The sequence below is a fragment of the Terrabacter sp. R4-6 genome, assembly GCF_057529065.1.
The window spans coordinates 2234345-2259691 of the sequence record NZ_CP197224.1 but is presented as its reverse complement, the minus strand read 5'-3'; the positions used below and the strand labels follow the sequence as shown (position 1 = coordinate 2259691).

Below are 25347 nucleotides of genomic sequence, written 5' to 3'. Positions count from 1 at the left end.
GGGTCCCGCGGCGCCCGCTGGTGTCCGGACGCCGCGACCTTCGAAGGATCACGCCGTCCCCGCCAGCCGGTTCCACGCCGCCTGCGCGATGCGGCGCTCGTTGGGGAAGGTGAGCCTGCGGTGCACCTCGTCGAGCCGCATCCACGCGACGTCGATGGCCTCGTGGTCGGGGTCGTTCTCGATGGAGAGCTCACCGCCCGTGGCCTCGAGCAGGTAGTGGTGCACGAACTTGTGGACGCGCTTGTCGGTCGTCGCGAACCAGTAGTCGATGGTGCCGAGCTCGACGAGCACGCGGCCGACGATCCCGGTCTCCTCGGCCACCTCGCGCGCGGCCGTCTCGACGAGCGTCTCGCCCGGCTCGACGTGCCCCTTGGGCAGGCACCACTCGACGCGCCCCGCACGGTTGCGCCGGGCGATGATCGCGATGAGGGCCAGACCCTCCTGGACGTCCACGACGATGCCGCCCGCAGAGCGCTCCTCGACGGCGGGCAGACGCCTCCCCGGCACGGGGCTGGGGACGGGCTGCGCGCTCACATCGCCACCATAACGGGCGGGGCCCGGACCGCTCTCGTCGTCGCGGAGACCGGCACGCGAGCGGTGCGTCCGGCGGTTCGGGTCGGGTGCCGGTCGTCTCCCTCGCGCGTGGGTCCGCGCCCACCCCTCGCGGATGCGGGCGGTCAGGAGCCGGGCGAACGCTCACTAGGCTGGTCGCGTGCCAGACCGACCCGACACGCCTCCCGCCGACGGCCACGAGCCGGCCGACGCCGGACTCCCGCTCCTGCGGGCCGCCGTCGCCCGGCTCGCGCCCGTCCTGCCGATGCTCACCGAGCTGGGGGAGCGGTTCGCCGCCGCCGGGCACGAGCTGGCGCTCGTCGGCGGGCCGGTCCGAGACGCCTTCCTCGGGCGCGTCTCGCCCGACCTCGACCTCACCTCGGACGCCCGCCCCGACGACATCCTGGCCATCGTCGTCGGCTGGGCCGACGCCCACTGGGACATCGGTCGCGAGTTCGGCACCATCGGGCTGCGCAAGGGCTCGCACGTCATCGAGATCACGACCTACCGCGCCGACACCTACGACCGCACGTCGCGCAAGCCCGAGGTGATGTTCGGCGACAGCCTCGAGGGCGACCTCGTCCGGCGCGACTTCACGGTCAACGCCATGGCGATCCGGCTGCCGAGCCTCGAGTTCGTCGACGTCCACGGCGGCCTGTCCGACCTCGTCCGGCAGCGGCTCATGACACCTGCCGCGCCCGAGGAGTCCTTCGCCGACGACCCGCTGCGGATGATGCGGGCCGCGCGCTTCGCCTCCCAGCTCGGCTTCGACGTCGCGCCCGAGGTGCGGGCTGCCATGGTCGAGCGCGCCGGGACCCTCTCGATCATCTCGGCGGAGCGGGTCCGCGACGAGTTCGTCAAGCTGCTCCTGTCGCCCCGGCCGCGGCTCGGGCTGACGCTCCTCGTCGACACCGGCCTCGCCGACGTCTTCCTGCCGGAGCTGCCCGCGCTGCGTCTCGAGCTCGACGAGCACCACCGCCACAAGGACGTCTACGACCACTCGCTCATCGTCCTCGAGCAGGCGATGGACCTCGAGGGCCCCGCCGACGGCCCGCCGGAGTCGGTGCCGGGCCCCGACCTCGTCCTGCGTCTCGCCGCGCTGCTCCACGACATCGGCAAGCCCGCCACCCGGCGTTTCGAGGACGGCGGCGGGGTCTCCTTCCACCACCACGAGCTCGTCGGCGCCAAGCTCGCGAGCAGGCGGATGAAGGCGATGCGCTTCGACAAGGACACGACCAAGCAGGTCGCCCGCCTCGTCGAGCTGCACCTGCGCTTCCACGGCTACGGCGACGGACAGTGGACCGACTCGGCCGTCCGGCGCTACGTCAACGACGCCGGACCCCTGCTGACGCGGCTGCACCGGTTGACGCGCTCGGACTGCACGACGCGCAACGCCCGCAAGGCCCAGCGGCTGTCGCGGGCCTACGACGACCTCGAGAAGCGCATCGAGCGCCTCGCCGCCGAGGAGGAGCTGGCGAGCGTCCGCCCCGAGCTCAACGGCAACGAGATCGCCGAGACGCTGGCGATCCGTCCCGGGCCGGTGCTGGGCGAGGCCTACGACTTCCTCCTGTCGGTCCGCCTCGACGACGGACCGATCGGCAAGGACGCCGCCCGCGAGAAGCTGCTCGCCTGGTGGTCCGCGCGCGAGTCGGTGGACTGACGGTCGGGTCGGTCGACCACGGCCGCACGGCCGCACGGCCGCACGGCCGCCATGGGGAGCTCTCCCCATCGCGACGCCCGGCGACGCCGTCGTACGCTCGACGGGACCTCGCTCCCGCGCCGTCATCGCCGCCGGGACGGGTGCGTCGCCCGATCTGACACGGCACCTCGTGAATGATTGACTGACCGCGCCGTCCCCGACCCCTGCGGGAACGACCGAAAGGAACGAGCCCATGAGCACCCTCGCCTACCCGAGCGCCGACTTCCCGGGCCAGCCGTCGGTGGCCCTCGAGGTGCCGGAGGGATGGGAGCCCGCGCACGCACCGGGCACCACGATGGCGGCCCGGCTCCCGCGCGAGGGTGCGTTCGCGCCCAACGTCGTCGTCACCATCGAGCAGTGCGGGCCGTCCTTCCGCATCGAGGACTCCCTCGAGCAGATCGCCTCCCTCGCCACCTCGCGGGGCGGCGCCGTCTCCGAGCCGTATGCCGCCGACCTCGGTGGCGCCCGGTTCGTCGGGTGCGACGCGACCTGGCCCGACGACGACGTCGAGACCGTCCTGCAGGCCAACCTCTTCCACCTCGTGACGTCCGGTGCCTCGGGGCCGTCGGACGCCCCCGCGCACCTCGTCCAGCTGACCGGTGCCGTCGGCGGCGCCGATGCCGTGGCCGACTACGAGCTCATCCGCCAGGTGCTGACGACGGTGCGCGTCACGCCGTGGGGGGCTGCTGTCGATGCCGGCGCCGACACCGGGACGGACGCCGACGCATGAGCACGACCCTCCCGGCCATCGCGGCGGGCCTGGCGACCGACGTGGGTCGCGTCCGAGCGCACAACGAGGACTCGGCCTGCACCCGGGGCACCGTCTACGTCGTCGCCGACGGCATGGGTGGCCACGCTGCCGGTGAGGTCGCGAGCCGCATCGCCGCCGAGACCGTCGCCGAGCTCGCCGACCGACCCGTCGTCCAGGTGCGCGACATCGTCGCCCAGGTCGGCGAGGCCAACCGCCGCATCCTCGCGTCCGCGGCCCGGCACCCGGAGCAGACCGGCATGGGCACCACCGTCGCTGGCCTCGCCCTCGTGTCCGTCGGCGGCTCGCGCCACTGGGCGGTCTTCAACATCGGCGACTCCCGGGTCTACCGCTGCCTCGACGGCCGGCTCTCCCAGGTGACCGTCGACCACTCGGAGGTCTGGGAGCTCGTCGAGCGTGGCCTCATCACGCCCGAGCAGGCGCACCGGCACCCGGGACGCAACGTCGTCACGCGGTCGCTCGGGCGCGACCCGATGGGCGTCGTCGACACCTGGGTCTTCCCGCCCTACCCGGGCGAGGTCTTCGTCATCTGCTCCGACGGCCTCTCCAACGAGCTCACCCGCGAGGAGATCGAGGCCGTCCTCGCCGAGCACCCCGACGCCGCCGCCGCCGCGAACGAGCTCGTGCGCCGTGGTGTCGCAGCCGGTGGACGCGACAACGTCACTGCTATCGTCGTCGCGGTGCAGGGCGAGGACTCAGACTCCGACGTCGACGAGGACACGACCCCGCGCGAGAACGTGAACGGCTCATCAGGGGAGAGCAGGTCGTAGACGTGAGTGGCCCGTCCGTTGTGGTCGACCGGGCCCCCGAAGGCTGGACGCACATCGGGGGCCCCGGCATGCACCTGCTCATCGGCCTCGACGAGGACGACGAGCGCACCATCGCCGCGAGCGACGCGGCTGACGGCGGTGACATCGACGACGTCGTCGAGGTGCTGACGGCCGGTGGGATGCGCAAGGCGCACCACTTCGTCGGCGTCCACTGGCAGCCCCGCACCCGCATCGTCGCCTTCGGCCCGGTGTCGGCCGTCGTGACGCTCGCCGACGGCAGCGAGCACGACGTGCGCGCCACGAGCAGCAAGGTCTGGACCGACCTCGAGCTGCCCGACCACCCGGACCGGGTCGTGCTGCGGGTGCTCGAGGAGTCCGAGCGCGCCCAGCCCGTGCCGCCCCAGGGCCTGACGGCCGGACCGCCCTCCGCGGGTGCCGGAGCAGTGTCAGGTGCCGGCGACGAGGCGGTGCCGGTCGCGGTGCCAGACGAGCCCACCGAGCCCGCCGAGCCGCCCACCGAGGCGACCCCGGCCACCGAGACCATGCCGCAGTCCGCCCCGGTGACGGAGGCCCACTCGGAGGCCCGCTCGGACGCCCGGCCCGAAGCGGCCGCCGCGTCCGCCTCGGTGCCCGTGCCCGACGGCGCCGCACCGTCCGGCGGCATCCCGACCTTCGCCGCGTCCGTGGCCGGCGGCGTCACGTCGACGGATCGCCCTGACGGGCAGGACGGCCCGAGCCGGTCGCCGTGGGGACGCAGCTGGGTCCGGGACGACTCCGCGTCCACGACCTCCGACGATGGTGCGCGTGGCGTCGAGTCCGGCGCTGCCACAACGAGGCCCGATGGCTCCGACGCGAAGGCGCTTGTGGCACAGGCAGATTCGGACGTGCAGCCCGAACGGGCGCTGGCGGCCGAGTCCGTGGCACCCGAGCCTCCTGCCGCTCCGGTGCCTGCGCTCCGCCCGTGGACGTCGGTCACCCCTGCCGTGCCCGTGCGTGCCACGCCGCAGACCAGTGGAGGCGTGAGCGGCGAGGCCGGCGCGTCCGGCGGGGCGCCGACGCCGCCGGCCCCCGTCCGCGACGAGGCCGCACCGGAGCCGGGGCGCGCGGAGCCCTCGGCTCCCGCGTCGCCGGAGCCGGCCGCGGCCCCGGCGTCACCAGAGCCCGCGGTCCAGGCGCCCCCGGCGTCACCCGCGCCGACGCCGACAGCAGTCGCGGCACCGGCTGCACCAGCCGCACCGACGGCACAGCCGGCACCCGCGTCACCCGTGGCCGACGACCTGCCCGTCGCGGCACCCCGTGACGTCGACTCGACGTGGGCGGCCCGCCCGGTGCTCGACGCGGACCCCGCGTCCCCGCCGTCCTCGGCACCATCGGCCCCGGCCGCGTCCGGCCCCGGCCGTCCGCCCGTCCCCTCGGCCGACCCGGCCGAGACCGATGGCGCGGACGACGACCAGCCCGCTGCACCGCCGAGCTACGACTACCTCTTCGGGCACACCACGGCCGCCGACGAGCACCGCAAGGTGCTCGCGTCGCTGACCCGGCCCGACGACGACGAGACCGGGCACGACGAGGACGACCACCTGCCGGACCCGTCCGTCCCCGTCGTCGCCGACGCGTCCGACGTCGCCGTCACGAACGAGCCACCCGCGCCCGAGGTGCCGGCGCGACCGATCCCCTCGGCCCCCGTCGTGCCCGAGGGCGGTCTCATCTCCTCGGTGCCGTGGGCCCGTTCGACCCCGGCTGCAGAGGTCCCCAAGCTCGAGCCTGAGCCACAGGTCCCGACGTTCTCGGGTCGGCACACGCCGCCGCCCGCCCCGAGCCTGCTGCCCCCCATGAACACCCCGCCGCCCGGGGTCCGTGCGCCCGAGGCGACTCCGCTCATCTCGACCGGACCACCACCGGCGACCACCGGCCCCGCGCCGACTCGGGCACCCACCTCGGTGCCCGCTAGCCCCGCCCCCCCGCCTGCCACGCCCTCGACGCCGACGGCATACTCCGGCACGGCCCAGCCGCCCGCGGAGCCGACCTTCGACGTGCCCATCTCGCTCCCCGGCGCCGTATCCCCGGCCGCACCGGTCGCCCCGGCGACCCCGGTCGCGGAACCGATCACGCCCACGTCCGCTCCCACCCCCGACGTCGGCGCCGTGACCGACGAGGACGAGACGGAGCTGACCGTGGACCGAAGCGCCCTGCTCGAGGCCCGCAACGCCGCGCAGAACCAGACCTTCTCCGGCCCCAGCGTCCTGGCCGTCCTCTGCTCCACCGGTCACCCGACGCCGCCCCACAGCGACCGCTGCCGGGTGTGCGGCTCGAGCATCCCGCCCCAGGAGCCGTTCACCATGCCGCGCCCACCGCTGGGCGTGCTGCGCCTCTCGACGGGCGACGTCGTGACCCTCGACCGCAGCGTGCTGCTCGGCCGGGCGCCCAAGCTCGGCGACGGCCTGGCCGTCCACGACCGACCGCACGTCGTCAAGGTGCCGAGCCCCGAGCGCGACGTCTCGCGCAACCACGTCGAGGTCATCCTCGAGGGCTGGCACGTGCTCATCCGTGACCTCGGGACGACGAACGGCACGACGGTGACGCTGCCGGGCGAGAGCCCGCTCCGCCTGCGCGCCAACGACCAGCAGGTGCTCGAGCCCGGGTCGCTCGTGTCCATGGCCGACGAGGTCTCCTTCATCTTCGAGGCGGCGTCGTGACGCGCACGCCCGACCACCTGCCGGCCGCGGACGGAGGTGTCTCGTGAAGAAGGGCGCGCCTCCGAAGATCCCGGGCCTCGTCTTCGTCCAGCCGCTCGGCTCGGGCGGCTACGCCGACGTCTTCCTCTACGAGCAGCAGAGCCCCCGCATGCCGGTCGCGGTCAAGGTGCTCAAGTCCGAGGGCCTGACCGACGCGCTGCGCCAGCAGTTCGTCGAGGAGGCCGACACCATGGCCGCCCTCGGCGACCACCCGTACATCGTGCAGGTCTTCCGTTCCGGTGCCTCCGACGACGGCCGTCCCTACCTCGTCATGAAGTACTACCCGCCGCCCAACCTGGCGATGCGGGCCCGCGCCGAGCGCTTCTCGGTCGAGGACGTCCTGCGCACCGGCATCCAGCTCGCGAGTGCCGTCGAGACGGCGCACCGTGCCCGCATCACGCACCGTGACATCAAGCCGGCCAACGTCCTCATCAGCGCCTACGGCGCGCCGGGCCTGACTGATTTCGGCATCGCCGGTCGCGGCGCCCGCGAGGGTGACGTCGAGGCCGAGACCACCGACGACGTCGGCGTCTCGGTGCCGTGGGCTCCGCCGGAGGTGCTCTACGGCCAGAGCAACGGCGACGAGCGCTCCGACGTCTACTCGCTCGCCGCGACGCTCTGGCAGCTGCTCGTGGGCCGTTCACCCTTCGAGATCCCGGGCGGCGACAACTCGGCGTACGCGCTGATGCCGCGGATCCGCAGCACGGCGCCGCCCGCGACGGGTCGCCAGGACGTGCCGGCCGGCCTCGAGCGCCTGCTGGCCCAGGCGATGGCCAAGGACCCCGCGCACCGACCGGCCTCGGCCCTGGAGTTCGCCCGGGCGCTGCAGGCGGTCGAGCAGCAGCAGCGTCTCAACCGCACGCCCATCGTCGTCCTCGACGAGCAGGGCCACACGACACTCGTCAGCCAGACCCAGGGCTCACCGACCGGCCGGGGCGGTGACGACGACGACCGGACGCGCATCAAGGCGCCGCAGACCGTGGTCGCGCAGCCCGTCGGTCCGTCGCCGACGATGCTCGACGACGAGACGCGACGCCGCTCGGAGGCCGGGGCGCAGCGCTGGTCGCCGGCCCCGATGCCGAGCCCGAGCCGCCCGGCCGCGGCCGCTCCGGTCCGCCCGGCCGCCGTGACCGATCCGGTCAGGAGCCAGACCGCACCGCTCGGGGCGGACTCGGCCGAGGAGGCGACGGTCCGCCGCGCCGCGAGCGCGCCCGGGACACAGGCCCTTCCGGCTGCCGCGCCGGCATCGACGTCTCCGCTCGCGAAGCCGGCAGTGCTCTGGGGCCTGGCCGCCGGTGTCGTCGTCCTCGTCGGTCTCGTCGTCTTCCTCCTGCTCCGATCGGGGTCCGGCGACCCGACCCCGGCGACGCCCACACCGAGCGCCACCGTCTCGATGCCGGGTGACGACAGTGCCATCGGCGACGGGGTCTTCGAGAAGCCGACCATCTCGGCGAGGTCCGGTCAGGGCAGCGTCAGCTTCACGTGGAGCTACCCGCAGCCCTCGAAGAAGGACACCTTCCGGGTGTCCTACGGACCGACGCCGTCCGACGCCGGGAACCCGGAGCGGGCCAAGCTCGTCTCCGTCACGGCCAGGACCTACACGGTCAAGGCCCCGAAGGGGACCAAGGTGTGCGCCACGGTCGTCGTGGCCCGCTCGGGCCAGGCCTCTCCGGGGTCCGACGTGCAGTGCGAGACCGCGCAGTGAGGCGGGCGGTGTCAGCTGCCTGAGTATGCCGGCGGGTGGACACGAAACGGTCGGAACGGCAACCTCGACACAGACACCAGCAAACCACCACAGACGTCCGTAACGCGCAGCGACTGGACATCGTTAGCCGCAGCGCCCGCGCGAGAGCGTGTCGACAGGGATTAGGGGACCTGATCGTGATCCACAGCAAGGTGACCGTCGTGTTCTGCGGCGAGGAGTACTCCGTGTCACCCGACACCGGACTGACCATCGGTCGGACCGGCGACGTCGAGGTGGATGACAACCCCTACCTGCACCGCACCTTCCTCGTCGTGTCGTTCGAGAACGGCTTCTGGTGGCTGAGCAACACCGGCTCGACCCTGACGGCCACGGTCGCCGACGAGCAGGGCCTCTTCCAGGCGTGGCTCAACCCGGGAGCGAAGATCCCGCTCGCGATGAAGCAGCTCATCGTCTGGTTCACCGCCGGCCCGACGACCTACGACTTCGAGATCCACGTGGCGAGCCCGGCCTTCAAGTCGGTGACGGCCGAACCTCCGGCCGAGTCCGACGACGACGAGGTCGGCGCGGCCACGGTCGGGCGGGTGTCGTTCACCCCCGACCAGAAGCTGCTCATCGTCGCGCTCTGCGAGCCGTTCCTGCGCCGCCGTGAGGCGGGTACGAGCCAGATACCCTCCTCGGCGGCCGCCGCCGACCGGCTCGGCTGGACCATCACCCGTTTCAACCGCAAGCTCGACAACGTCTGCCAGAAGCTCGCCGACGCCGGCACGCGCGGCCTGCACGGCGGCGTCGGCAAGCTCGCCACCAACCGCAAGGCACGGCTCGTCGAGCATGCGCTCTCGACCAAGCTCGTCACCGAGGACGACCTCGCCCTCCTCGACGACCCGGACACCACCGTCACCACGCCAGATGAAGAGAACCGGCCCGACGACCGCATGGCCGTCGCCGAACAGGGGAACGCATGAGCACCGCCGCCACCAAGCGACGGGTCGGAGTCATCTCCACCGTCGTCGTCGCCCTCGTCGCGAGCCTGCTCGTGTGGCTCGCCACCCGCAGTGACGGTGAGATCGTCCGCAAGGCCGACCTCAACGACGGCGGCATCTGGGTCACGAACTCCGAGCAGGCGCGCTACGGCCGCATCAACAAGCCGGCCGGCCAGCTCGACGCCGGTGTCCTGTCCGACGGCTCGACCGGGTCGGGTCTCGACATCTTCCAGGACGGCGCGGCGATCGTCGGCTACTCCAAGGCGAGCAACCAGATCGTCCCGATCAACCCGGCCGAGGGCACCCTCGCCCCCGAGCAGTCGATCGTCGTGCCGAAGCCGAGCACGGCGACCGGCAACCGCGTCTTCACCGCTCCTCTCGTCGACGTGCGGGGCGGCACCATCGCGATGATCGACCCGGCCAAGGGCGAGCTGCGGGCGCAGCGCGTCGACGACCGGAGCGGCATCACCGGCCTCGACGCCCTGCAGACGCAGGCCAAGCCGCTCGCCAAGGTGGGCGGCAACTCCGCCGTCGCCGTCGGCGTCGACGGCACGGTGTATGCCGTGTCCGCCGAGGTCGGCACGGTCACCCTGCTGAGGCCCGAGGGCAACGCGTTCGCGAAGCCCGTCACGACGAAGCTCGGGTTCACGTCGAAGTCGGCGCAGGTGACGGCCGTCGGCAGCCACTGGGCCGTCTGGGACTCCGCCACGGGCAAGCTCTACTCCGACGCCCTCGCCGAGCCCGAGCAGCTGTCGGTCGGCAACGCCGAGCCCGGCAACCCCGCCTTCGCGGCGCTCCAGCAGCCCGGCCCCGACGCGGCCTCCGTCCTCATCCAGGACGAGACGCAGCTGACACAGGTCTCCCTGACCGGCGACAGTCCGACCACCGATGGCGTGAAGCTGAGCCAGGGCGCTCCGGGGCAGCGGCTCTTCCTCTCCGCGCCCGTGCGCCTGGCGAGCTGCATCCACGCAGCGTGGGCCGGGGCGTCCAACGTCTACTACGGCCGCAACTGCGGCGCCCCCACCGACGCCGACACGGTCGACCTCGGCGCGATGAAGAAGGGCGTGCGCACCGACGGCGTCAAGCTGCGCGTCAACCGCGGACTCATCGTCCTCAACGACCTCGACTCCGGTGACGTGTGGGACATCGACCGCAACCGCGTCAAGATCGACAACTGGAACTCGGTCATCCCGCCGCCGCAGACCGACGACAAGAACAAGAAGAAGGACGAGAACCTCGTCGACGACGAGGTGAGCCGCACGCCGCCCAAGGCGCAGCCGGACAACCTGCAGGTGCGCCCGGGGCGCACCTCGACCCTGCACGTCCTCGACAACGACTCCGACTCGCAGGGCTCGATCCTCGCGATCTCGCCCGGTGACGTCAGCCAGCCGGGGGCCACCGGCATCTCGACGAGCGCCTCGGCCGACGGCCAGACCGTCCAGGTCACCGTGCCCGAGGAGGCCAGCGGCTCGTTCTCCTTCGACTACACCGTCAACAACGGCACGACGGCCAAGAACGGCCGCGCCACCGCGAAGGTGAACGTCCGTATCGTCGGCGCCGACGTCAACACCGCGCCCAAGCTGCGCTCGGGCCAGGCGAAGCTCGCGCAGGCGAAGTACCCCGTCGTGGCCAGCGGCTCGGTGCGCGTCGGCGTCATCGCCGACTGGCGCGACGCCGAGAACGACCCGATCCAGGTCTCGGCACTCGACCCGACGACGACCAGCGTCGACGGCTCGGGTGCCCTCACCGTCAAGGCGCAGGGCGACAAGGGCGACCAGGTCGTCGACTACCAGGTCGACGACGGCCGCGGTGGCACGCAGAAGGCGTCGGTCACGCTCGACGTCCTGAGCGAGCAGGACAGCAAGGCGGTGCCGCCCAAGACCCAGCCCGACGTGCTGCGCGCCGTCGTCGGCAAGCCGGTGCAGCTCCAGCCGCTCGGCAACGACATCGCCGGTGCCGACCCGACCGACCCGCAGGCCCGCATGCGCCTCGCGCAGGCCGTCAAGGGTCCGGGCCAGCTGACGCTCGACACCAACCTCGACACCAACGTCCTCACCGTGACGGGCCAGACGCCCGGCACCTCGACGGTGACGTATGCCGCCCAGGTGGGTTCCGGTGTCAGCGTCGGTCGCATCCGCGTCGACATCATGCCCAACCCCTCGGTCGACCTGCCGCCGGTCGCGACCCCCGACGCGGCCGTGCTGCGCGGGCAGACGCCGGTCATCGCCGACGTGCTCTCCAACGACTACAGTCCGCGCAGCGACGTGCTCGTCGTGCAGCGCGTCGTCACGGGTGACTCTTGGCTCCGCGTCTCGGTCGTGCAGGGTCGCTGGGTCCGGGTTCAGGCACTGGAGCCACTCGAGGCCACGTCCGCACGACGGGGCACCGTCAGCTACACGATCAGCGACGGTACGAAGTCGGCGGTCGGCCAGCTGTCCGTCGTCCAGAAGCCGGACCCTACGGACAAGGTGCTGCCGACGGTCGTCGACGACGTCGCGACGGTCCGGGTCGGCGACGCCGTGACCATCCCGGCTCTCGACAACGACTCCATGAGCGAGGGCATCCCGCTCAAGCTCGACCCCGCCAGCGTCAAGGTGCTCTCCGGTGGTGGCCAGGCCTTCGCGTCGGGCACCGTCGTGCGCTACGTCCCGGACCAGGAGACCCTCAAGGGTCCCAAGTCGGCGATCCTCGAGTACGCGACCTACCCCGAGGGCCTGCGGGCCCGGGCGGTGACCGGTCGCATCAACGTGACGATCAACCCGCTGCCCGACGCCGTGAAGTACCCCAACCAGCCTCCGGCGGCGCGCAGCTTCTCGGCCAGCGTCACCGCCGGTGACACCCTGGCGATCACGGTGCCGACGAGCGGCGTCGACCCGGACGGTGACCTCACCTTCGTCAGCGGCATCGTCGGTGAGGACGGCAAGGCCGTCGACCTCAAGCTGGGCCGCGTGCTCGGCTTCGGGGCGGCGACGATCCGCTACGAGGCCTACCCGCGCAGCGCCGGCACGGAGGTCATCCGCTACCAGCTGCGCGACCGCTTCGGCCTGACGAGCGAGGGCTTCGTCCGTGTCGGTGTCGTCCAGCCGGGCGACCCGCAGCCTCCGGTGGCCGTCGAGGACGACATCGTCGCCGCCCCCGGTCGCACCGTGCGCGCCGACGTCCTGTCCAACGACCTCATCGCGGCCGGCGACTCGGTCTCGTTCGTCGACCTGTCGACGCTCAACGACGCCGACGTCCTCAAGGACTTCCAGAAGCAGAAGGACGACACCTTCAAGGTCGTCGCGCCCGACGACGGCCCGGCCAAGGTGCTGACCTACGGCATCACCGACGGGCTCTTCGACGCCTCGAAGTCGACGCTGACCGTCCGCGGCCAGAAGGACTTCAACAACCCGCCGATCGCCGTCGACGACACCGGTCTGGCCAAGCAGGGCGAGACCTCGATCCTCGTCGACGCGCTCGCCAACGACCGCGACCTCGACGGGGACCAGGCGAGCCTCAAGATCACGAAGTTCATCGGCGACGGCGTCGTCCGCGAGGGACGCAAGCTGCGCATCCAGCTGCGTCCGCAGGCCCGCGTCGTGCCCTACGTCATCGAGGACGCCGACGGCGCCTCGGCCATGGCGCTCATCTACGTGCCGGCCGGCACCAACGGTGCGCCCTACGTCGTCGACGGGAAGACCATCAAGATGGGCGCCGACTCCACGGTCGACGTCAGCCTCGCCGACTTCGTCGTCGACCCCCGCGGCGGCAAGGTCTCGGTCACGTCTCCCGAGACGATCTCGACGTCGCCCGACGAGGACCTCCAGTCCGCGCTCTCGTCCGGCACCGAGCTCAAGCTCACCTCGACCAACGGCTACGTCGGTCCGGCCGCCCTCATGCTCGAGGTGACGAACGCGACGGGTCCGGCCGACAAGGCGGCCCAGACGACCTACGTGACGGTCCCGGTCCAGATCGGGCCCGACGTGCCGGTGCTGCGCTGCCCCGACCACGAGGTCAGGCTCGTCGCCGACGGCCCGGCCCGCACCTTCGACATCCCGCGACTCTGCCACGCCTGGCTGCCCACCGGGATGGACGCGAACAACGCCCAGTACGAAGCCACGTGGGACCCGGCCATCGACCGCGTCGACCTGAACCAGGCCGGCGCCGGTGGGCGCCAGGTCGTCCTCCGGGCCGAGCCGGGCGCCCAGGAGGGCTCCACCGGTGCGGTCACGGTCAAGGCCAAGGGTGGCGCGGAGTCCTACAAGATCAAGGTCCGGGTCGTCAGCGCCCCGCCCGCCGCGACCCTGCGTCCCGTGCGGATCGAGGGCCTCATCGCCGGGACGAGCCGCACCGTCAACCTGTCGCAGTACCTCGACAGTCCGCTCACGGCCCCCCGGTGCCAGGTGCAGTCGGCCCGGGTGATCTCGGGCACGGGAGTCAGCGTCACGCAGAACGTCTGCCAGATCACGGTGTCGGCATCCGACAAGGGCCGCGGCGACGCTCGCATCGCGGTGCAGGCCGTCGACGCACCCGGTCGACCCGCGGCGCTCGGCCAGGTCTCCGTCAGCGTCCGCAGCAAGCCCGACCCGATGGCCGCCCCGACCGCGGTCGCCGACCGCATCCTCGGCAGCAGCGCGCGGGTCGACTTCCGCCCGCCCGCCTACGACGGCGGCCTGCCGATCCAGGGCTTCGAGGTCACCGCGATCGGACCGGGAGGCGGCACGAAGGCGTGCTCGTCCTCCCCGTGCACGATCACCGGGCTGACGAACGGTCAGGACTACTCGTTCACCGTCCGCAGCCTCAACCCCGTGGGCTGGTCCGACCAGAGCCCGCGGAGCAACACGGTGCGCCCGGACACCAAGCCCAAGGCGACGTCGATCACCGACATCACGCCGGGCGACCGCAAGCTGACGGTGCGCTGGAGCGAGCCGCCGAACGAGGGCAGCAAGGTGCTCAAGTACCGCGTCCAGTGGGTCAACATCGGCGGCAGCGCCGGCGCGACCGGCCAGGCGGAGGTGCCCGCGCCGGGCCTCACCAAGGTCATCAGCGGCCTCATCAACAACGACGCCTACAACGTCCGCGTCCAGGCCAACAACGAGGCCGGCTGGGGCCCCTTCGGCGCCCAGGTCAAGGCCCAGTCCTTCGGCAAGCCGGCCGCGGTGCCCGCTCCGACGTTGAGTCCCCGGGAGCCCGTGCCCGGCGAGACCAACGCCCAGGTCTCCATCGCCTGGCCCTCGACCGACCCGAACGGCCCGCCCATCACGAAGTACGACGTGTTCCGTCGCACCGCCGGAGGGGGGTGGAACCTCATCGCGACCCGCTCCGGCGGTGACTCGCGCGTCGCGAGCGACACCATCCCCTACGAGGGCCAGACGGTCCAGTACGTCGTGACGGCCACCAACGGCGGGCCGGCAACCTCCGACAAGGCCAACTTCTCGAGCTACACGGCCAACGGCTACCCGGACACCCCGACCCTCCTGACGGCAACGACGCCACGTGAGGACAAGACGATCGACATCACCTACCGGATCGGGAGCCCGCACGCCGCCGGCTACGACCGGATCCACTGGACGACCGACGGAGTCACCGGCTCGTTCCCGTGCTCGGGTGCCAGCTGCCCGACGGCAGGGACGACGCGGCCCCTCGACACAACGTCGAGGACCATCGCCATCCGGGCCTGCAACTCCGCCGGCTACTGCTCGCCGATGTCCAACGCGATCCGGGTGCACCCGTACGGGCCGACCAACGCCATCCGCAACCCGGGCGAGAACCACGACAACAACAGCATCACGTTCACGTGGAACGCCCCGGTCAACAACGGCCGCCCCATCACGCAGTACCAGGTGGCCGGTGACAAGAGCGAGACCTTCGGCGCCAGCCGTGAGTCGACGACGATCGGCGGCCTCGGCTACAGCGACACCCGCACCATCCGGGTGCGCGCCTTCGCGACCGACTCGGGCTGGGGTCCGTACACCTCGATCACCGGCAGGACGAACGCCGCGCCTCCACCTGTGAACCCGACCGTCGACTCCGTCGGCCACGGAGACAGAACGGGCACCGTGGCCGGGTGCGACAGCGGTGACTGTTACAAGATCAGGTACCACTTGTCGAACTTCAAGCCTGGTACCCCGATCAGTTGCTTCATCACTACGGATCACTACCCCGGGGACTTTCCAAACAACTACGACGACGGTACGAACTACACCCACGAACCGACCAATGGCCCGAATCAGTCCAGCAAGTATTACGGATTCGGCAGTGGGTGGGTGAACGTGGAGTGCACCGGTACCGGTCTGGACGGGAAGAAGCACTCGCCGTCTGGTCGGGCGCAACCTTGGGGTTGGTGAACGGCAGCGCCTCCGCATTCCAATCCCCACGATCGATGAAACACATGACAGGAGAACGACACCCATGACGGCCACGCCCACCACAGGTCGCATCACGCAGGAGCAGGTCACCTGGTTCGCGCACACCTTCGACCAGCTCGTCGGCAACATCGAGAAGGCCGTCCTCGGCAAGCAGCACGTCACGCGCCTCGCGCTGACCTGCCTGCTCTCCGAGGGCCACATGCTCCTCGAGGACTTCCCGGGCACCGGCAAGACCCAGCTCGCCCGCGCCCTCTCGGCGACGGTCCAGGGCACGCACAGCCGCATCCAGTTCACGCCCGACCTGCTCCCGAGCGACGTCACCGGCGTCACGATCTACGAGCCGACGAAGCAGACCTTCGAGTTCCACCCCGGCCCGATCTTCGCGACCATCGTCCTCGCCGACGAGATCAACCGCGCCTCGCCGAAGACCCAGTCGGCGCTGCTCGAGGTCATGGAGGAGGGGCGGGTCACCATCGACGGCAAGCCGCACTCCGTCGGTGAGCCCTTCATGGTCATCGCGACGCAGAACCCCATCGAGCAGGCCGGTACCTACCGCCTCCCCGAGGCGCAGCTCGACCGCTTCCTCATGAAGGCGAGCGTCGGCTACCCCGACCACGAGGCGACGATCGCCGTCCTCGCCGACGCCAAGACGCGTGACCGCGCCAAGACGCTGAGCCCACTCATCGCGAGCAACGTCATCGTCGAGATGTCCAAGCTCGCCGACGAGGTGCACGTCGACCCGGCGATCCTCGGCTACGTCAGCCGCATCGCCGAGGAGTCGCGTCGTCACCCGTCGCTCAAGCTCGGCCTGTCGGTCCGTGGCTGCCTCGCCTACGTGCGCTGCGCCAAGACGTGGGCCGCGAGCCAGGGCCGCACCTACGTCGTGCCCGACGACATCAAGCTGCTCGCCGAGCCGATCCTCAGCCACCGCCTGCTGCTCAACGCCGAGGCGCAGTTCGCCGGCACGACCGTCGAGCAGTGCGTCGACCAGATCCTCGGCGACATCGCGCCGCCGGCCGAGCGCGCCTCGGCCTGACCGCGTCCGCAGAAGCAACCAAGGGGACCGCATGACCCAGCAGGACCAGGGGGCCACGTCGTCGCGTCGCGGCGGCCGCTTCCGTATGCCGTCACGCAAGGGAGCGCCGGCCGGTGCCGGCGCGCCCGTGGCGGCGTCCGCGTCGGCGGCAGGCCCGTCGGCCGGCTCGTCCGCAGCCACGACCGGCGGACGCGCGCGGGCCGTCACGGGCACGACGAGCCGTGGCATCCGCCAGATCACCGCGCCGATCACGCGCTCCATCGAGCAGGTCGCGGGTCAGACCGAGGACGTGTGGCGCCCGGTCGCCGGCGTCCTCCGGTGGGTCTCGCCGCTCGGGTGGACGATCCTCGCGCTCGGTCTCGTCTGCTGGTTCGTCGGGGCCCGCTGGGGCTGGACCGAGCTGCTCATGGTCGCCGCGGCGGCCCTGCTCCTCTTCGCGATCTGCTTCGTCCTGGCCCTCGGTCGCACCAAGGTCCGCATCCTCGCCGAGGTCGACCCGCGCCGGGTCGTCGTCGGCGACCCCGCGACCGGTCGCATCCTCGTCACCAACGAGGCCCGCACCCCGATGCTGCCGATCCTCGTCGAGCTGCCCGTGGGGCTGTCGGCCGCGCGCTTCGCGCTGCCGGCCCTGACCCCGGGCAACGCCCACGAGGAGCTCTTCGTCGTGCCGACCTCGCGCCGCGGCGTCATCCAGGTCGGCCCTGCCACGACGGTCCAGGGCGACCCGCTCGGCCTCATGCGCCGCACGCTGACGTGGACCGAGCGCACCGAGCTCTTCGTCCACCCGCGCACCGTCGCGCTCGAGTCCCTCGGCGCCGGCCTGCTGCGCGACCTCGAGGGCAGCACCACCGAGGACGTCTCGATGAGCGACCTCGCCTTCCACGCGCTGCGCGAGTACCAGCCCGGCGACGACCGCCGCTACATCCACTGGCGCAGCTCGGCCAAGGCGGGCAAGCTGCTCGTGCGCCAGTTCCTCGACACGCGCCGCTCGCACGTGACGATCCTCGTCGACCCCGACCCGGAGCAGTACCGCTCGGGTCACGGCAAGACGGGCCGGGCCGACCGCGACGTCGAGCGCGACGTCATGGCGGCGAACGCCCCGACGGCGATCCAGGCCGACGTCGAGACGGCCATCTCGGTCGGCTCCTCGATCATGGTCCGCGTCATGCTCGACGAGCAGGACTGCACCATCGTCTGCGGCCCGCAGAAGGTCACGAAGTCCGTCCCGCAGATCGGTCTCGACGCCATGTCGCGCGTCGAGCCCGGTCCCGTCGACCTCTTCACGACCTCGCTCGACGCCGCCGAGCTGGCCCCCGACACAAGCACCTGCTTCATCGTCACCGGTCCGCACCGTCCGTTCATCGAGCTGCAGCGCGCGGCCGGGCAGTTCCCGCCCGAGGTGACGCGCGTCATCGTCGTCATCGACCCGCAGGCCGACCACGGCATCCGTCGTGGTGGCGGCCTCGTCATCCTCACGCTCGCCGCGCTCGAGGACCTCCGCACGCTTCTCGTCTCAGGGGTGGCCCGATGAGCTCTCCGCTGTCCGCCGGCGCCGCCGGGTCGATCCCGGCCCCGCCCCCGTCCGCACTCGTCACGCCCCCGACCGCGGGTGAGCGCGTCCGCACGCAGCTGGCCCGCCTGCGACCCAGCACCGCCCACCTCGTCGACGCCGGCTTCACCGTCGTGCTCGTGGGCCTGGCCCTCGTCGGCTTCCGCACGACGTTCTTCGGCCTCGGCTGGCTCTGGGTCGGCCTCGCCGGTCTCGTCATCGGAGTGCTCGTCGCGCACGTGACGGCGACCTTCCGGGCACCCGGGGTGCTGACGCTGCTCGCGGTCGCGGCGGCATACCTCCTCCTCGGCGGGCCGCTCGCCGTCCGCGAGGACCTCATCGCGGGGTTCATCCCGTCGGGCGAGACGTTCGCGACCCTCGTGCACATGGCCGTGCCCGGCTGGAAGGAGCTGCTGACCGCGCTCCCGCCCGTCGACTCGGAGGGCCCCTACATGGCCCTGCCGTTCCTCTTCGGGCTCGTCGGGGCGTCACTGACCTACGGCGTCGCGCGCCGGTGGACCGGCGCCGTCACGGCCCTCGTCGCCCCGGTGCTGCTCCTCGTCGCGTCGATCGTGCTCGGCACGCTGACGCCCGCGGCCGTGCTGCTCCAGGGCGCCGTCTTCGCGCTCGTCGCCATCGGCTGGACGGCGCTGCGCAGCAACCGCAACCGGCCCGCCCTGCAGAACGGCGCCGGGCGCACGACCCGCGCCGTCACGACGGCGGCGCTCCTCGCCGTCGCCACCGTGGGTGGCTTCTTCGTCGGCCCGATGCTGCCCGGCGCCGCCGGCGCGGAGCGCACCGTCTTCCGTGCCTCGCTCGTGCCGCCCTTCGACGTCACCCAGTACGCCTCCCCGCTCGCCGGCTTCCGCCAGTACACCGAGCCCAACGGGGCCGAGCTCTTCGACAAGACGCTGCTCACCGTCAAGGGGCTGCCGGCCGGGGTGCCCGTGCGCATCGCGGCGCTCGACTCCTACGACGACTTCGTCTGGGGCGCGGGCAACGTCGCCAACCTCGGCACGGGCGACGACCCGGAGGGGACGAGCTTCCGCAAGGTCGGCAGCCACATCGCCGCCGAGGGTGTGGGCGACCCGGTCACCGCGACGGTCGGCGTGCCGGCCGGCGGCTACAGCGACGTCTGGCTGCCGACCTTCGGCACCGTCACGGGCCTCGACTTCGGCGGCTCGCGCGGGGACCAGCTCGCCGACGACCTGCGCTTCAACGTCGACAGCAACACCGGTGTCCTGCCCGAGAAGCTCCAGGCCGGCGACACCTACACCGTCAGCGCGCTGGCCCAGAAGGTCGACGCCGAGCTGCCCAAGAACGTCGAGGTGGCCGACGGCACCGTCGTCGACAGCCAGAACCTCACCTTCGTCGACGACAAGATATCGCCGTGGACCGAGCGCGTCGACGGCCAGTGGCAGAAGGTCGTCGCCGTCGCCAAGGCCATGCAGGACGGCGCCTACACCGACGGCGGCGCCCCGGGCGACTACCAGAACGTCTTCCTCCCCGGCCACAGCCTCCGGCGCATGACCCAGTTCATGAAGGCCACCCAGCTGGCCGGCAACGACGAGCAGTACGCCTCCGCCCTGGCCCTGGCCGCCAACCGCCTCGGCGTGCCGGCCCGCGTCGTCCTCGGCGCCGAGCCCGACGCCACCGGCGCCATCAAGGGCAAGGACGTCCACGCCTGGGTCGAGGTCGCCAGGGCCGACGGATCGTGGCAGCCGATCTACTGGAAGCAGTTCATCCCGGACCGCAACAAGAAGCCGCAGCAGCTGATCCAGAAGTCCGAGGAGAAGAAGACCGGCGCCCAGGTGCCGCCGCCCGCGGCCAACAACCCGCCGAGCGTCCTCCAGGGCCCCGACCAGGCGCAGAACGCGACGCAGCTGAAGAACCCGCCCAAGGACGACGAGAACCCGCTCAACCCCGACAACTGGCCGGACTGGCTGCGCTGGCTCATCTTCTTCGTCGTGGTGCCGCTGCTCGTCCTGCTCGTCGTCTACGGCGCGATCCGGCTCGCCAAGTGGCTGCGGCGTCGTCGCCGGCGCACGATCGGCGAGACGGCGAGCCGCGTCAGCGGCGGGTGGCGCGAGGTCGTCGACACCGCCCGGGACATGCGGATGCCGCTGCCGGTCAAGGGCACCCGTCTCGAGCAGGCGCGTGCCCTCGAGGAGCACGTCTTCGGGCCGCCGCCGCAGAAGCCGAGTCCCGTCGTCGACGGTGCCCTCATGGGCGCCCCCGTCCGTGCGACGTCGTCGGTCTCCGAGCTGACCGACCCGGGCCGCACCGAGCCGCTCCGCCCGGGCGAGGCCCCACAGACCCAGGCGGTGCCCACGGCGGCCCCGAGCCTGGCGCTCGTGCCGCTGGCGGCTGCGGCCAACGGGCACGTCTTCGACATCGCGCAGCCGACCCCTGAGGAGGTCGACGCCTTCTGGGCCGACGTCGAGACGGCGCGCAAGCGGATCCGCAGCGAGCAGTCCTTCTGGCAGAAGCTGCGCGGCGACGTGTCCTTGCGCACCTTCCGCGACCACCTGCCCACCGGCGCCGGTCTCGGCCCCGCCCTCGCACGGACCTCGCGCCGGCAGGATCGGCCGCAGCAGCCCACCCGTCGGGGCAAGCCCACCAAGGCCGGGATCGGCACGACCGCACCGAGCACCGGTGACGCAGGACGCCGCGGCGGCAGCCGTCGCGGACCGGGCTCGACCTCGAACGCCTCGAAGAGCACGAAGGGTGACGCGTGAAGCTGAAGTTCGTCCTCCGGTCGGGAGACCGTGAGACCGACCTCGTCGCGACGACGGACTCCGCCACGACGGTCGGGGACCTCGCCGCCTACCTCGCGGCGGCCGACCCGCACCGCTCGACCGTGCTGGGTATCGACGCGGCGATGACACTCGCACTCGTCGACCAGGACATGCGCGGCCTCGACCCCCGTGCGACCGTCGCCGAGAGCGGACTCCAGTCCGGCATGCGCGTCACGACGACCCGCGCCGGGGAGGGCTTCGTCGACCGCGGCCGTCCCGCGGCCGTCGCCTCCATCCGGTCGGGCCCCGACGCGGGGCGCGAGTTCCCGCTCACCCGCGGGACGGCATACATCGGCCGCGGACGCGGCTGTGAGGTGCAGCTGTCCGACGAGTCCGTCTCGCGCAAGCACGCCAAGCTCGTCATCCAGGAGGTCGTCGAGGTCGTCGACCTCGGCTCGGCCAACGGCATCACCGCGGGCGGCCAGCAGGTCACCCGCGCCCACCTCAAGAGCGGCGACGTCGTGCGCGTCGGCGACACCGAGCTCGAGGTGCACCTGCAGGGCGACGGCGTCGTCAGCCGCCCCGGCAGCGGCGTGCTGTCGGGCGACGCCGGCACGGTGGCGTTCTCGCGGTCACCCCGCGTCGCGCCCCTCTTCGCCGGCCAGGAGTGGCAGGTCCCCGACCTGCCCGAGCGCGGCAAGCTCCAGCCGATGCCGCTCGTCGCGATGATCGTGCCGCTGCTCATGGGCATCGTCATGTACCTCATCACCCGCAGCGCCTTCTCGATCATCTTCATGCTGATGATGCCGATGATGATGGCGGGCACGTACTACGAGTCCCGCCGCCAGCAGAAGAAGGACTTCAAGCAGGCGATGGAGGACTTCACGGAGGACCTCGCCCTGCTCTCGCAGCGCATCCGCGGCTCCCTCGAGGTCGAGGGCCACACCCGTCGCGGGGAGCACCCCAGCGGCGTCGACTGCCTGACGGCCGTGCGCGACCGCAGCGCCCTGCTCTGGACCCGCCGTCGTGACGGCAACGGCTACGCCGAGCTGCGGCTCGGGCTCGGCACCCGCCCGTCCCGCTCGGCCATCAAGATGCCGGCCGTAGGCCGCTCCAAGGCCGAGGCGTGGCTCGAGGTCTCCGAGCAGCTGCACGGCCTCGAGGTCGTGCACGACGTGCCGATCGTCGCGACCCCGCTCGCCGACGGCGCCATCGGTGTCGCGGGCCAGCGGGCCAACGCCCTCGGTGCCGCGCGCTCGGTCGTGCTCCAGACCGCGGCGCTGCACTCGCCCGCCGAGCTCGTCGTCTGCTCGTTCGCCTCCGGCAGCTCGGCCCGCGACTGGGACTTCCTCAAGTGGCTGCCGCACACGACCTCGCCCCACAGCCCGATCGGCACCGACCACCTCGCTGCCAGCGCTCCGGCCTGCTCGGCGCTCGCCGACGCCCTCGAGGACATCATCGAGGCCAAGGGCACCGCGAAGGAGCGGGAGCAGGCCAGCGCCGAACGCCCGACCGTCCTCGTGCTCGTCGAGAGCGACGCGCCGATCGACCGCAGCCGCCTCGTCGCCATCGCCGAGCGCGGCCACCACCAGGGCATCGTCGTGCTCTGGGTCGCCGAGACCCAGCAGCTGCTGCCGGCCGCCTGCCACACCTTCCTCGTCGTCAGCGACGACCAGAGCTCGCTCGCCGGCTACGTCCACGCCGGCGAGGAGGTGCAGCCCGTCGCCGTCGACCGCATCGGCTACGACGAGGCGATGGCCTGTAGCCGCCAGCTCGCCCCCGTCGTCGACGCCGGCGTCCCCGTCGACGACGCGAGCGACCTGCCACGCGCCGTCTCGCTCCTCACCCTCGCCGGCACCGACCTCGCGAGCTCCGAGGAGGCCGTCATCGAGAAGTGGGGCGAGTCGCGCTCGATCCTCACCGGTCCCTACGCGCCCGCCGTCCTGCCCCGCAAGCCCGGCAACCTGCGCGCCATCGTCGGACAGTCGAGCCAGGGCACCTTCTCCGTCGACATCCGCTCCGACGGCCCGCACGCCCTCGTCGGCGGCACGACCGGTGCCGGCAAGTCCGAGCTGCTCCAGGCCTGGATCCTCGGCATGGCCGCGGCCCACTCGCCGCAGCGCGTCACCTTCCTCCTCGTCGACTACAAGGGCGGATCGGCCTTCCGCGACTGCGTCAAGCTGCCGCACACCGTCGGTCTCGTCACCGACCTCTCGCCGCACCTCGTGCGCCGTGCGCTCGCCTCCCTCGCGGCCGAGCTGCACTACCGCGAGCACCTGCTCGCGCGGCACAAGGCCAAGGACCTCGTCGAGCTCGAGCGCCGCGGCGAGGTCGACGCCCCGCCGTCGCTCATCATCGTCGTCGACGAGTTCGCGGCCCTCGTCCAGGAGGTGCCGGAGTTCGTCGACGGCGTCGTCAACGTCGCGCAGCGAGGCCGGTCGCTCGGCCTGCACCTCATCCTCGCGACGCAGCGACCCGCGGGCGTCATCAAGGACAACCTCCGGGCCAACACCAACCTCCGCATGGCGCTGCGCATGGCCGACGAGAACGACTCCGACGACGTGCTCGGCTCCAAGGAGGCCGCCTTCTTCGACCCCGCGCTGCCCGGCCGCGCCGTGTCCAAGACCGGCCCGGGGCGGCTCGTCCCCTTCCAGACGGGGTATGCCGGTGGGTGGACCTCCGACGTCCCGCCGCCGCCCGACATGAAGGTCGAGACGCTCACCTTCGGCCGAGGCGTCGAGTGGGAGCCGCCGCGCGTCGAGGGCGCCGACGAGGCCGCCGACCTCGGGCCCACCGACATCCAGCGGCTCGTCAGCACGCTCGGCCGCGCCGCCCGCGTGGCCGAGCTGCCCAAGCCCCGCAAGCCGTGGCTGCCCGACATGCGCTCGGTCTACGACCTCGCGACCCTGCCGACGCAGCGCCGCGACGACGAGCTCGTCTTCGGCGTCGCCGACGACCCCGACAACCAGGCCCAGCCCGAGATCGCGTTCCGCCCCGACAAGGAGGGCAACATCGCGATCTACGGCACGTCGGGCTCCGGCAAGTCCGTCTTCCTCCGGTCGATGGCGATCGCGGCCGGCTACACGGTGCGCGGGGGGCCCTGCCACGTCTACGGCCTCGACTTCGGCAACCGCGGCCTCGCGATGCTCGAGTCCCTGCCGCACGTCGGCTCGATCATCCCCGGCGGCGACCACGAGCGCGTCATCCGCCTCATCCGGACGCTCCGGGCCACCATCGACGAGCGCGCCTCGCGCTACTCGGCCGTCAGCGCCGCGACGATCACCGACTACCGGCGCCTCGCCGGCCGTCCCGACGAGCCGCGCGTCATCGTCCTCATCGACAACATGACGGCCTTCCGCCAGGCCTACGAGGTCGGCGGCCGCTTCCAGTGGCTCGACATGCTCGCCGGTCTCGCGGCCGACGGCCGACCCGTCGGCGTGCACTTCATCATCGCGTCCGACCAGCGCACCGGACTGCCGACGAACCTCGCCGCAGCCGTGCAGGGCCGGATCATCCTGCGCATGAGCAACGTCGACGACTACTCCGTCTTCGGCGTGCCCGGTGACGTCCTGACGATGGCCTCGCCCCCCGGCCGCGGTCTCATGTCCGGCTCCGAGGTCCAGGTCGCGGTGCTCGGCGGCTCGTCCGACGTCACCGTGCAGGCCGCTGCGATCGAGGCCTTCGCCGACGCGACCCGCAAGGCCGGCGTCAGCCAGGCCCCGCCGATCGAGAGCCTTGCCGAGGTCATCCCGCTCGGAGACCTCCCGTCGGAGTTCGGCGGGCGTCCCGTCGTCGGGGTCGCGTCCTCGACGCTCGAGCCGATCGGCTTCGACCCCAAGGGCACGTTCATCATCACCGGCCCGTCCGGCTCGGGACGCACCACGGCCGTGGCCACGACCGCAGCCGGCCTCTTCCGGTTCAGCTCGGGATCGGCGCTCTACCTCATGACGCCGCGTCGCACGTCCGAGCTGCTCGACCTCGGCATCTGGGCCGAGACCGCCGTCGGTGGCGAGGCCACGACGGCCCTCGCGGGCCGGCTCGCTGCCGAGATCGAGGAGGGGCGCGTCACGAGGCCGATCGCCGTCTTCGTCGAACGCATCGACGACCTCGCGCCGTCGGGTGCCGAGAACGCGCTGACGACCCTGGCCAAAGCCTGCGTCGACAACGACCAGCTCGTCGTCGCCGAGGGCGAGGCCGCCTTCTTCAGCAGCAACTTCGGCCTCCAGGCCCTGCTCAAGACGTCGCGCTCGGGCCTCGCCCTGCACCCCGACGGCAACGAGGGCTTGTCCGTCTTCAAGGCCAACCTCCCCGCCCTCAACCGGGCAGAGCTCCCCCCGGGCCGTGGTTTCATCATCGAGAAGGGCAAGTTCGAGCTCCTCCAGGTGGCCCGCCCGTGAGTGTGAAGACCACACCGAAAGCATTGGCGCACAAGGGAATCGGACGACGCACACGGCATTCGCCATCGGT

12 protein-coding genes are annotated in these 25347 nt (G+C 72.2%); 11 read left to right on the top strand and 1 reads right to left on the bottom strand.

Annotated elements, in window-relative coordinates; translation table 11 throughout:
- Positions 1 to 48: 48 nt before the first annotated feature.
- The gene (locus tag ACSSS0_RS10630) at positions 49 to 534 is read right to left on the bottom strand and encodes an NUDIX hydrolase (protein WP_435984004.1); all 486 of its coding nucleotides are present in this window, start codon (positions 532 to 534) and stop codon (positions 49 to 51) included.
- Positions 535 to 712: 178 nt separating this feature from the next.
- Between ACSSS0_RS10630 and ACSSS0_RS10625 the strand changes: the two genes are divergently transcribed.
- The 11 genes from ACSSS0_RS10625 (at position 713) to ACSSS0_RS10575 (ending at position 25277) form a co-directional block, all read left to right on the top strand.
- Positions 713 to 2212, top strand: a complete 1500-nt coding sequence (locus ACSSS0_RS10625) for a CCA tRNA nucleotidyltransferase (RefSeq protein ID WP_435984005.1) — start codon at positions 713 to 715, stop codon at positions 2210 to 2212.
- Positions 2213 to 2444: 232 nt separating this feature from the next.
- Positions 2445 to 2981, top strand: a complete 537-nt coding sequence (locus tag ACSSS0_RS10620; RefSeq protein ID WP_487231126.1) for a hypothetical protein — start codon at positions 2445 to 2447, stop codon at positions 2979 to 2981.
- Positions 2978 to 3790: a PP2C family protein-serine/threonine phosphatase gene (locus tag ACSSS0_RS10615; RefSeq protein WP_487231125.1), complete on the top strand. Its 813-nt coding sequence runs from the start codon at positions 2978 to 2980 to the stop codon at positions 3788 to 3790. The genes ACSSS0_RS10620 and ACSSS0_RS10615 overlap by 4 nt, the downstream gene beginning before the upstream one ends.
- Before the next feature lie 2 nt (positions 3791 to 3792).
- Complete coding sequence (locus ACSSS0_RS10610) at positions 3793 to 6486, top strand: FHA domain-containing protein (protein ID WP_487231124.1); 2694 nt, start codon at positions 3793 to 3795, stop codon at positions 6484 to 6486.
- 43 nt (positions 6487 to 6529) lie between these two features.
- Positions 6530 to 8230: a serine/threonine-protein kinase gene (locus ACSSS0_RS10605; RefSeq protein ID WP_435984009.1), complete on the top strand. Its 1701-nt coding sequence runs from the start codon at positions 6530 to 6532 to the stop codon at positions 8228 to 8230.
- A 176-nt stretch (positions 8231 to 8406) separates the two neighbouring features.
- Positions 8407 to 9192: a hypothetical protein gene (locus tag ACSSS0_RS10600; protein WP_487231123.1), complete on the top strand. Its 786-nt coding sequence runs from the start codon at positions 8407 to 8409 to the stop codon at positions 9190 to 9192.
- Entirely contained in the window at positions 9189 to 15536 is a 6348-nt protein-coding gene (locus ACSSS0_RS10595; protein WP_487231122.1) for an Ig-like domain-containing protein, read from the top strand. Before ACSSS0_RS10600 ends, ACSSS0_RS10595 begins: the two co-directional genes overlap by 4 nt.
- A gap of 64 nt (positions 15537 to 15600) precedes the next feature.
- The gene (locus ACSSS0_RS10590; RefSeq protein ID WP_435984012.1) at positions 15601 to 16593 is read left to right on the top strand and encodes an AAA family ATPase; all 993 of its coding nucleotides are present in this window, start codon (positions 15601 to 15603) and stop codon (positions 16591 to 16593) included.
- Between the two features lie 31 nt (positions 16594 to 16624).
- On the top strand, positions 16625 to 18124 hold the full coding sequence (locus tag ACSSS0_RS10585) for a DUF58 domain-containing protein (RefSeq protein WP_487231121.1): 1500 nt from the start codon (positions 16625 to 16627) through the stop codon (positions 18122 to 18124).
- Positions 18121 to 20880 (top strand): transglutaminase domain-containing protein, encoded by a 2760-nt coding sequence (locus ACSSS0_RS10580; protein WP_487231120.1) that lies wholly within the window; start codon positions 18121 to 18123, stop codon positions 20878 to 20880. The genes ACSSS0_RS10585 and ACSSS0_RS10580 overlap by 4 nt, the downstream gene beginning before the upstream one ends.
- Positions 20877 to 25277 (top strand): type VII secretion EssC family protein, encoded by a 4401-nt coding sequence (locus ACSSS0_RS10575; RefSeq protein WP_487231119.1) that lies wholly within the window; start codon positions 20877 to 20879, stop codon positions 25275 to 25277. The genes ACSSS0_RS10580 and ACSSS0_RS10575 overlap by 4 nt, the downstream gene beginning before the upstream one ends.
- Positions 25278 to 25347 lie beyond the last annotated feature (70 nt).